The organism is Fulvivirga lutimaris, assembly GCF_009711525.1.
Lineage (GTDB): Bacteria > Bacteroidota > Bacteroidia > Cytophagales > Cyclobacteriaceae > Fulvivirga > Fulvivirga lutimaris.
In genome coordinates this window covers 1-731 of the sequence record NZ_SMLV01000047.1, presented here as the reverse complement: position 1 = coordinate 731, position 731 = coordinate 1, and the positions used below count along the sequence as shown (strand labels likewise).

Annotated in this window: 1 protein-coding gene; it reads right to left on the bottom strand. The window is 36.3% G+C overall.

The genetic code is table 11. The annotated features are described in order from the left end of the window. A partial coding sequence (locus tag E1140_RS00120; protein WP_155177934.1) for an alpha/beta hydrolase occupies positions 1-731 on the bottom strand: 731 nt, incomplete at both ends.

Sequence of the window (731 nt, the reverse complement as noted above, 5' to 3'; positions counted from 1 at the left end):
GTGTTCTCCCAATGAATTAAGTACATACTTGTAGTTATTTAGAGATGAATCGAACTTCCCTCTTAACACATCATCCATTCTATTAGAGCCATCAGTCATGATGGCCCCTTCCCTTCCGCCCATATACAAATAAACTTTAACACCGTTTAATCCAGAACTTAATTGGGTGTTAGCAAACACACTCTCGCTAAACCCATAAGAGGGGGAAAATATTCCGTAGTTTGCAATCTCATCAGCATAAACTAACATGAAATAATGACTAATTAATCCTCCCATAGAACTACCAAACATGTAGGTATTCTTGGCATCAGGTTTAGTCCTATATTCAGCATCTATAAAAGGCTTGACATTGTTTATTACAAATTTTGCATATTCCTGACCTTTAGCCACGCCAAAACTATCATTTGACCACGGACTATACTCTTTCATTCGTTCTACTCCAGCATTATCGATTCCTACAACAATAAACCTTAAACCATATTCATTATAAATTTCTTGGAGACTTTCATCAACACCCCATTCATCTGCGTACGCAGTAGCATCACTAAATAGGTTTTGTCCGTCATGCATGTAAATGACTGGGTAATTTTCTTCTGAGGTAGAATAATCAGAAGGCACAAGAACTCTAACAGTTCTATTATACCTTTCAGAAGGGTAATAAATCTCTTCTATTATTAAATTATATCCCGTAGGCTCTTTATCGCTATCAATTCTTTTGGGACTATCTTCAT